This is a genomic window from Neorhizobium puerariae (assembly GCF_042429745.1).
GTDB lineage: Bacteria > Pseudomonadota > Alphaproteobacteria > Rhizobiales > Rhizobiaceae > Neorhizobium > Neorhizobium puerariae.
On sequence record NZ_JBHMAA010000067.1, the window covers coordinates 1 to 859 of the forward strand.

The following is an 859-nucleotide window of genomic DNA, read 5'->3' on the forward strand; positions in this document are numbered from 1 at the left end:
ATTAACTGACGAATTCGGGAGAGGATGAACGGCGAATGGGGCCAGGCCCGCGCCTGGCCTCGCGGATGAAAAGGCAGGCGCAGGCACCTGCGCCATGCCGGGCGCGCTGCGGTCGCCGGTCGGGCGTGAAACGGTCGGCTGCCTCCCACACCCCGGCGACCCAAGGAGCCGTGAACGCCTCTCCTCCGGGTCTGCCACGGACTCTCCCAAACCAGCGTCACGGACAAGGCGGACTGGGAGACCAACAGCCGCCAGCGATCTGCCGTAACAGCCAGTTCCCGGCACGAGCTCCCACGGTCGGTGCGCGGCTTCTACAGATTGGAACACCTTCGCGCGTCTTTCAGGACGCACCCCAAGGCTTGCAGAACGTTCCATCAAGACCGGAAGCGCTTCAGGCTGCCTGACGCGCGTTACCGGTCAGGGCCATTCTCTTCCGGCATGACGACCGTCGAATCGTCGATATCCCGAAACCTGGGGCATATTTCACTGTCGTAGAAGTCGCGCTTGTTTCCGGCGACCTCAAGCCCGACGATGGCCCCCTTGTTGACCCCGGGATGACGGCGCTGCGTGCCGTCGGCAAATTCGACGACAAGCAGCTTCTCAACAGCATCATACGTAAAAGACGTGACGGCTGATGGCCGTATCTCGGAAGGTTTTGTCTTGCGACGCCAAAACATATCTGCCGTCTCCGTGCCCCGGATTGAATAACAAGAGACGCGATTGACCGTCAATCACTAGGCCGTAGCGACGAATTAACTATTTGAGCCAGATGGCGATAGCGGCGATTTTGACGAAGCCCATGAAGTTTGCGAGCAGCTTGTCGTATCGTGTGGCGACACGTCGGAATTGTTTGAGCTTG

Annotated in this window: 1 protein-coding gene and 1 pseudogene; both read right to left on the reverse strand. The window is 60.1% G+C overall.

What is annotated here, in order from left to right:
- Positions 1 to 410: 410 nt before the first annotated feature.
- On the reverse strand, positions 411 to 677 hold the full coding sequence (locus tag ACFFP0_RS30965) for a KTSC domain-containing protein (protein WP_377266081.1): 267 nt from the start codon (positions 675 to 677) through the stop codon (positions 411 to 413).
- A gap of 79 nt (positions 678 to 756) precedes the next feature.
- Positions 757 to 859, reverse strand: a pseudogene (locus tag ACFFP0_RS30970) (IS5/IS1182 family transposase); the annotation flags it as partial.